Annotated in this window: 8 protein-coding genes; 5 read left to right on the top strand and 3 right to left on the bottom strand. The window is 71.0% G+C overall.

Annotated elements, in window-relative coordinates; genetic code table 11:
• The first annotated feature begins 85 nt into the window (after positions 1-85).
• From rpmH to mnmE, 4 genes are all read left to right on the top strand, one after another.
• Positions 86-226 (top strand): 50S ribosomal protein L34, encoded by a 141-nt coding sequence (rpmH, locus tag E5843_RS14075; RefSeq protein WP_027070414.1) that lies wholly within the window; start codon positions 86-88, stop codon positions 224-226.
• Positions 227-279: 53 nt separating this feature from the next.
• Positions 280-705, top strand: coding sequence for a ribonuclease P protein component (rnpA, locus tag E5843_RS14070; RefSeq protein ID WP_136411446.1), 426 nt, complete (start codon positions 280-282; stop codon positions 703-705).
• A 13-nt stretch (positions 706-718) separates the two neighbouring features.
• Positions 719-2,446, top strand: a complete 1,728-nt coding sequence (yidC, locus tag E5843_RS14065) for a membrane protein insertase YidC (RefSeq protein ID WP_136411445.1) — start codon at positions 719-721, stop codon at positions 2,444-2,446.
• 74 nt (positions 2,447-2,520) lie between these two features.
• The gene (gene mnmE / locus E5843_RS14060) at positions 2,521-3,852 is read left to right on the top strand and encodes a tRNA uridine-5-carboxymethylaminomethyl(34) synthesis GTPase MnmE (protein WP_141066111.1); all 1,332 of its coding nucleotides are present in this window, start codon (positions 2,521-2,523) and stop codon (positions 3,850-3,852) included.
• A 94-nt stretch (positions 3,853-3,946) separates the two neighbouring features.
• Here mnmE and E5843_RS14485 read toward each other — a convergent pair whose 3' ends face one another.
• Positions 3,947-4,774, bottom strand: a complete 828-nt coding sequence (locus tag E5843_RS14485) for a hypothetical protein (protein ID WP_244240799.1) — start codon at positions 4,772-4,774, stop codon at positions 3,947-3,949.
• Here E5843_RS14485 and E5843_RS14550 point away from each other — a divergent pair.
• Complete coding sequence (locus E5843_RS14550) at positions 4,765-5,034, top strand: energy transducer TonB (RefSeq protein ID WP_341867482.1); 270 nt, start codon at positions 4,765-4,767, stop codon at positions 5,032-5,034. The two genes, E5843_RS14485 and E5843_RS14550, sit on opposite strands and share 10 nt — an antisense overlap.
• Before the next feature lie 226 nt (positions 5,035-5,260).
• Here E5843_RS14550 and E5843_RS14050 read toward each other — a convergent pair whose 3' ends face one another.
• Complete coding sequence (locus tag E5843_RS14050; RefSeq protein WP_244240798.1) at positions 5,261-6,454, bottom strand: ABC transporter permease; 1,194 nt, start codon at positions 6,452-6,454, stop codon at positions 5,261-5,263.
• Complete coding sequence (locus E5843_RS14045) at positions 6,451-7,197, bottom strand: ABC transporter ATP-binding protein (RefSeq protein WP_136411442.1); 747 nt, start codon at positions 7,195-7,197, stop codon at positions 6,451-6,453. The genes E5843_RS14050 and E5843_RS14045 overlap by 4 nt, the downstream gene beginning before the upstream one ends.
• Between the last annotated feature and the right edge of the window lie 12 nt (positions 7,198-7,209).

The raw sequence follows: 7,209 nt of genomic DNA, 5'->3' as shown, positions 1-7,209 counted from the left end.
TGCATTGACGCCGTCGACCGCGGCCCGCTAGAATCGCCGGTTCTTTCCGTCGCGACCACTCGCGACCACATGCACGAGCAACCCCATGGCCACCAAGCGCACTTACCAGCCCAGCAACCTCAAGCGCAAGCGCGACCACGGTTTCCGTGCCCGCATGGCGACCGCCGACGGCCGCAAGATCCTCGCCCGTCGCCGCGCCAAGGGCCGCAAGCGCCTCAGCGCCTGACGCCGGCTCCGACCGCGCGCCGTGATGGCGCCGGTCCCGCCGCAGTCGTTCCGATGACACCCGCGGGCTTTCCGAAGCAGGCGCACGTTCGTGCGCGCGCGGAATTCGACCGCGTCTTCCAGCAGGGGCGGCGAACAGCGTCGCCGATGATGGCCCTGCACCGGCTTGTCGATGAGGGCCCGGTGCGTCTCGGGCTGGCGGTGTCGCGCAAGGTCGACCCGACCGCGGTCGGGCGCAACCGCATCAAGCGCGTGATCCGCGACCAGTTCCGCCGCATGCGCAGCGACCTCGCCCCCGGTGCCTATGTGCTGGTGGCGCGACCTGCCGCCCGCCAAGCCGACAACGACGCATTGCGCGATGGCTTCCTGCGCCTGCTGCAGCGTGCCGGCGCGTTGCCCGTGGCCACCCCGGCCGGCACAATGTCCGCCGACTCCTCGTCTCCCCTTCCTCCGGACGCGCCGGCTTCCACCGGCCCGTGAGCGTGCCTGCCCGATGAACCAGACCCGTACCTTCCTGATCCTCGCCTGGCTGATGGTGGCGACGCTGCTGTGGATGGAATGGAACCGGGAGAAGGTGGCACCGGTCGCAGCCGGCACGCCGTCCAGCCAGACCACGGGTGCCGTCCCCGGCGCCGCCCCGGCCTCGATTCCGCAGGCGCCGAGCGTGGCGACGCCGTCCGCCCCGGTCGCTCCGGCCGTGGCCGGCGCCGCGGCCCAGCCGGTCGCCGGCGCGGCGGCTCCGGTCACGATCACCAGCGATGTGCTGCGCCTGACCCTGGAGCGCGGCAACGTGGTCTCGGCCGAGTTGCTGCAGTATCCGCAGACGCGCGAAGCCGGCAGCCCGCCGGTGACCCTGCTCGATCCCGATCCGTCGCGGTTCTATGCCGCTCAGGTGGGCTGGGTCAGCAGCACCAGCACCGCGCCGACCCACGAGGCGGAATTCGTGCCCGAGGGCGGGCGCAACGACTACGTGCTCGACGCCGAGGGCGAAAGCGTCAGCGTGCCGTTCGTCTGGACCGGGCCCGACGGGGTCACCGTGCGCCGTACCTATACCGTGCGTCGCGGCACCTATGCCGTCGAAGTGCGCGACGAGGTCGTCAACCGGGGCGCGCAGCCGTGGCAGGGCTTCATCTACCGGCAGCTTGCGAAGGTGCCGCCGATCACCGCCGGCAACTGGATGAACCCGGATCCGGAGTCGTTCAGCCTCAATGGCGGCGTCTGGCACACCGCGCAGGACGGCTTCGGCCGCCGCAAGTTCGCCGACTTCATCGACGACGGCGCGGTCAACCAGCGCGGCACCGGCAGCTGGATCGCGCTGCTGCAGCACCACTTCTTCAGCGCCTGGATTCCCGACGGCCAGGACGAGACCACCGTCTCGCTGCATGTCGATGGCGCCGGCGCGCGCAGCCCGCACCTGATCCGCGAACTCGGGCCGGGCGTCACCGTCGCCCCGGGCCAGGTCGCCACCACCAGTGCGCGCCTGTGGGTGGGACCGAAGCTGGTCGGGCTGATCCGCGCCGAGGAAGTGCGCGGGCTCGATCGCGCCGTCGACTACTCGCGCTTCAGCGTGATGGCCGTGCTCGGCGAATGGCTGTTCCGCCTGCTCGACCTGCTGCATGGCCTGTTCAACAACTGGGGGTGGGCGATCGTCGGCCTGGTGGTGCTGGTGAAGCTGGCGCTGTTCCCGCTGTCGCAGGCGCAGTACAAGTCGATGGCCAAGATGCGCAAGTTCCAGCCGCGCATGCAGCAGCTCAAGGAACGCTACGGCGACGACCGCCAGAAGCTGCAGATGGCGATGATGGAGCTGTACAAGAAGGAGAAGATCAACCCGATCGGCGGTTGCCTGCCGATCCTGCTGCAGATGCCGATCTTCTTCGCCCTGTACTGGGTGCTGCTGGAATCGGTGGAGCTGCGCCACGCGCCGTGGATGCTGTGGATCCAGGACCTGACCGCGCGCGATCCGTACTTCATCCTGCCGGTGCTCAACATGGCGGTGATGTGGGCCACCCAGCGCCTGTCGCCGATGACCGGCATGGATCCGATGCAGCAGCGGATCATGACCTTCATGCCGCTGGTGTTCGGCGTGATCATGATCTTCTTCCCCGCCGGCCTGGTGCTGTACTGGGTCACCAACGGCGCGCTCGGCCTGCTGCAGCAGTGGCTGCTGATCCGCAAGTACGCCGATGACAAGCCGTCCGGCGGCAAGCCGGCGAAGGCCTGACGCTCCCACGGAACCCGCCTGATGGCGGGTTCCGTGCGTTGGCAGCCAGGACGATGCCCACCAACTCCGCGCCGATGACTTCCAGCACCTCCACGATTGTCGCCATCGCCACCGCCCCCGGTGCGGGCGGCATCGGCGTGGTGCGCCTGTCCGGCCCGCAGGCGCGCGTGATCGCCGAGTCGATCTGCCGACGCGCGTTGCGCCCGCGCCATGCCCACCACGTGCGCTTCCATGCCGCCGACGGCAGCGTGATCGACGACGGCCTGGCGCTGTGGTTCCGCGCGCCGGCCAGCTACACCGGCGAGGACGTGGTCGAACTGCAGGCGCACGGCAGCCGTCCGGTGCTGCAGGCGCTGGTCGAGCGCGCACTGGTGCTGGGCGCGCGGCCGGCCCGCGCCGGCGAGTTCTCCGAGCGCGCCTTCCTCAACGGCCGCCTCGACCTGGCCCAGGCCGAAGCAGTGGCCGACCTGATCGCCGCTGCCGATGCGCACGCCGCGCGCGCGGCACGCCGTTCGCTCGATGGCGTGTTCTCGCGGCAGGTCGACGCGCTGGCCGACGCGCTGCTGGCGCTGCGGGTGCAGGTGGAAGCGGCGATCGACTTCGCCGACGAACCCATCGACACCCTCGGCGGGGCCGGGTTGCGGCGCGATCTCGCCGCCGCAGGTGACACCCTCGACGCGCTGCTTGCCGCCGCGCAGCGCGGCCAGAAGCTGCGCGAAGGCTGGCATGCGGTGATCGTCGGGCCGCCCAACGCCGGCAAGAGTTCGCTGTTGAACGCACTGGCCGGCAGCGAGCGCGCGATCGTCACCGATATCGCCGGCACCACCCGCGACCTGCTGCGCGAGACCGTGCGCGTGGGCGGCATCGAACTCACGCTGGTGGATACCGCCGGGCTGCGCGAGGGCGGGGATGCCATCGAGCGCGAGGGCATGCGCCGTGCCGAGGCCGAACTGCAGCGTGCCGACCTGGCGCTGATCGTGGTCGACGCACGTGATCCCGCGGGCGGGCTGGCCGCGGTCGCCCCATCGGTGGCCGACGTGCCGCGCCAGCTGGTGCTGCTCAACAAGACCGATCTGCTCGCGCCCGGCGGCGGCGGCGCCGGCCTGCATATTTCCGCGCGCACCGGCGCCGGCCTGGACGTGCTGGATGCCCGGCTGGCGGCGTTGCTGGAGGCTGACGGCGCCGTGGGCGAGGATGCATTCACCGCGCGCGCGCGGCACGTCGAGGCGCTGTCGCGGGTGCAGGATGAACTCGCGCTGGCGGCCGCCGAACTGGGCGCCGAGCGGCTCGAGCTCGCCGCCGAGTCGCTGCGCGTGGCCCACGACGCGCTCGGCGAGATCACCGGCCGGGTGACGCCGGACGATCTTCTCGGGCACATCTTCTCGACCTTCTGCATCGGCAAGTAATGCGCGACCCGTGGGGACGCGACGGCCGGGGAAGCGGCCGTCGGGCGAATCCCCGCGACACGGACGGTTGACAAATCGTCGCGGCTATCGCGTCCTACGCGAAGGTGCGTGACGCACTACCAGGGGGGAACACCAGATGTTGGCAACACCGAAGGGGAACACCAAGTGGAACCGGCGCCTGATCGCCGTGGCGATGGCCTGCGCGCTGGCGGCGTGCTCGGGGGATCCGGCGCCCGCCGACAGCGCGGTGGGGACCGCGCCAGGCGGGCAGAGTGCAGCGGCCGGCCAGGACACCGCCGCGTCGGATGCCGTGGCCACGCTCAGCGCCGACGAACTGCGCGCGGCGGCGTCCAAGGCCTACCAGGAAAGCCGGCTGTACGCGCCCGCGGGCGACAACGCGCTGGAGTACTACCTGGCGCTGCGTGACAAGGATCCGGGCGACGCGGGGGCGTCCAGTGCGCTGATCGACCTGTTGCCGATGGCGGTGATCGCCACCGAGCAGGCACGCGACCGCGACGATTTCGAGGAGGCGCGTCGCCTGCAGGTGCTGATCCAGCGCACCGACGGCACCCATCCGGCGGTCGGCCGCCTCGCCAGCAGCATCGACAGCGCACAGGCCGCCAGCGAACAGCGCATCGCCCAGCAGGCGCTCAGCGCCGAGCAGGAGGCGGAGCGCCGCAAGCAGCTCGAAGCCGAGCGGGCCAAGCAGCAGCAGGAACAGCAGGCACAGGCCGCGCGTGAGCTGGCTGCCCAGCAGGACGCCGGCCGCGAGGCCGAACAGCAGGCCCAGCGCGAAGCGGCGGCGCGCGAGACCGCCGAGCGCCAGGCCGAGGAACGGCGTGCCGCCGATCAGCGGGCCGCCGAGGAGCGCGCGGCACAGCAGCGTGCCGCGCGGCTGCAGCGCCTGCGTTCGTGGCGCCATCGGCTGCCGACCTGCGCGCCATCAGCACGCCGGCGCCGCGCTATCCGTCGGAGGCCCTGCGCAGCGGCCAGTCGGGCGAGGTGCTGGTGGAGTTCACCGTCGCCGCCGACGGCTCGGTGTCCAACGCACGCGTGGTGCGGGCCGACCCGCCGCGGGTGTTCGACCGCGAGGCGCTGACCGCGGTGCGCCGCTGGCGCTTCGAGCCGATGGACGCGCCGATCACCACCCGCCGCACGATCGGCTTCACGCCGGGCGGCTGAGCGGCCGTTCCTGCTGAACGGAAAAAGCCCGGCACCGCCGGGCTTTTCTCTTGGTTCCTGTCCGGGGGCGCCGAAAAGCCGCGGATACGGAGCGCTGACCAACGGAAGCGCGATACCCGGGCGCCTGGACGTGGCGTCCATGCAAGGAGCCTCCCCTGGCGGGTGGGCACGCCGCGTGGCGACGGGCAGGCGGAGGGCACCCCACCGGTGCCCTCCAGTGCGCGGGCTACCCGGCGACCGCCAGCCGCTCCTGGCCATAACGACGCACCGCGGCCAGCCACAGCAGCCCGGCCAGTGCCAGCGCCGCGCCGAGGTAGATGCCCCAGATATCGGCGGGGATCGGTTCGGCGCGCACCACCTTGAGGATCATCTGGTTCTGCGAAAGGAATGGCACCGTGAACTGCCACAGCTCGGTCTTGATGGGATTCACCATCAGCACGAAGGTCGGGATCATCGGCAGCAGCATCAGCCAGCTCATGTGCGTCTGCGCTTCCTTGACGCTCTTGGCCGCCGCGGCGAGGAAGGTGAACAGCGCGGTGCCGATCACCACCATCGGCAGCAGGATCACCAGCAGCTTGCCGATCGCCAGCCAGCGCAGGTCGAGCATGCGCGCGGTATCGCCAAGGTGGCTGCTGCCCTTGAGCGCCAGCAGCGTGAGCAGCAAGGCCACCAGGCCGATCGCGCAGCCCGCCGCCATCTTGCCGCTGACGATCGCGCCACGTGCTGCGGGCGTGGCCAGCAGCGGTTCCAGCGACTGCCGCTCGCGCTCGCCGCCGGTCGCATCGACGATCAGGTACACGCCGCCGAGGAAGCCGGACAGGATCAGCAGGTAGGGCAGGAAGAACGACAACGCCATGCCCTGCCGCGCGGCCTCGCTGGCGAGGTCGCGGTTGCCGACGCCCAGCGGTCGCGCGACGCCGGGATCGATGCCGCGCGCCACCAGCCGCAACGCACCGACCTGCTGGCCGTAGGCCTCGAGCGCACTGCGCACGCGCGCGGCGGGGACTTCGGCATTGCGCTGCGTGCTGTCGCTGACCACGTCGATGCCGGCGGCACGGCCGGCATGCCAGGCCTCGGTGAAGTCGGGGGCGATCTCCAGCGCGACGTCGACATCCTGGCGGGCGATGGCCGCATCGAGATCGTCGGGCGGTGCGACCACCTCGATCCCGCGGCTGGCGAGAAACGCCACCAGGTTGGGCGCGCGCTCGGCGCCCAGCACCGGCACTTCCAGGGTCTGGTCCATCTGCGTGCGGATGCGCTTCTCCGCCAGCGTCGACATGCCGAGGATCAGCAGCGGTGTCAGCAGCGGCGTCATCAGCAGCATCAGCGCCAGCGTGCGGCGGTCGCGGCTGATGTCGAGCAGTTCCTTGCGCATCACCGCCCACATCGAGGCGAGCGCGTTCGAGCGTGGGGCATTCATGCGAGCAGGCCCTCCTGGGAACCGATGGCGCGGACGAAAGCGTCCTCGAGGTTGGCTTCGCCGAAGCGTTCGCGCAGTTCGTCGGGCGAGCCGGCGGCCATCACCTGTCCCTTGGCGATGATGATGATGTGGTCACACAGCGCGGCGACCTCCTGCATGATGTGGCTGGAAAACACCACGCAGCGGCCCTCGTCGCGCAGGCTGAAGAGGAACTCGCGCATCGCGCGCGTGGTCATCACGTCCAGCCCGTTGGTGGGCTCGTCGAGGATCACGTTGCGCGGGTCGTGCACCAGCGCACGCGCGATCGCGGTCTTGGTGCGCTGGCCCTGGCTGAAGCCTTCGGCACGGCGGTCGAGGATGTCGTCCATGTCCAGGCGTGCCGACAGCGCCGCCACGCGCTCGGCGATGCGCGCACGCGACAGGCCGTGCAGCTCGCCGAAGTAGGCGATGTTCTCGCGCGCGGTCAGGCGCTTGTAGATGCCGCGCGCGTCCGGCAGCACGCCGAGGATGCGGCGCACCGCAGCCGGGTCTTCCGCGGCATCGATGCCGTCCACGCGCACGCTGCCGCTGTCCGGGCGCATCAGCGTGTAGAGCATGCGCATGGTGGTGGTCTTGCCGGCGCCATTGGGACCGAGCAGGCCGGTGATGCGGCCGTCCTCGGCGATGAAGTCGACGCCGTCGACCGCCTTCACCGTGCCGGTGCGGGTCTTGAACGCCTTGTGCAGTTGCTGGGCTGTGATCATCGGTGGGGCTCT

The sequence above is a fragment of the Luteimonas yindakuii genome (assembly GCF_004803715.2).
In the GTDB taxonomy this organism is placed as follows: Bacteria; Pseudomonadota; Gammaproteobacteria; order Xanthomonadales; family Xanthomonadaceae; genus Luteimonas; species Luteimonas yindakuii.
The sequence above is the reverse complement of the archived record's forward strand: the minus strand, read 5'-3'. Positions and strand labels throughout refer to the sequence as shown.

Coding starts and splice junctions, on each gene's coding strand:
- rpmH (WP_027070414.1), top strand. CDS start 86: ATGGCCACCAAGCGCACTTACCAGCCCAGCAACCTCAAGCGCAAGCGC.
- rnpA (WP_136411446.1), top strand. CDS start 280: ATGACACCCGCGGGCTTTCCGAAGCAGGCGCACGTTCGTGCGCGCGCG.
- yidC (WP_136411445.1), top strand. CDS start 719: ATGAACCAGACCCGTACCTTCCTGATCCTCGCCTGGCTGATGGTGGCG.
- mnmE (WP_141066111.1), top strand. CDS start 2,521: ATGACTTCCAGCACCTCCACGATTGTCGCCATCGCCACCGCCCCCGGT.
- E5843_RS14485 (WP_244240799.1), bottom strand. CDS start 4,774: ATGGCGCCACGAACGCAGGCGCTGCAGCCGCGCGGCACGCTGCTGTGC.
- E5843_RS14050 (WP_244240798.1), bottom strand. CDS start 6,454: ATGAATGCCCCACGCTCGAACGCGCTCGCCTCGATGTGGGCGGTGATG.
- E5843_RS14045 (WP_136411442.1), bottom strand. CDS start 7,197: ATGATCACAGCCCAGCAACTGCACAAGGCGTTCAAGACCCGCACCGGC.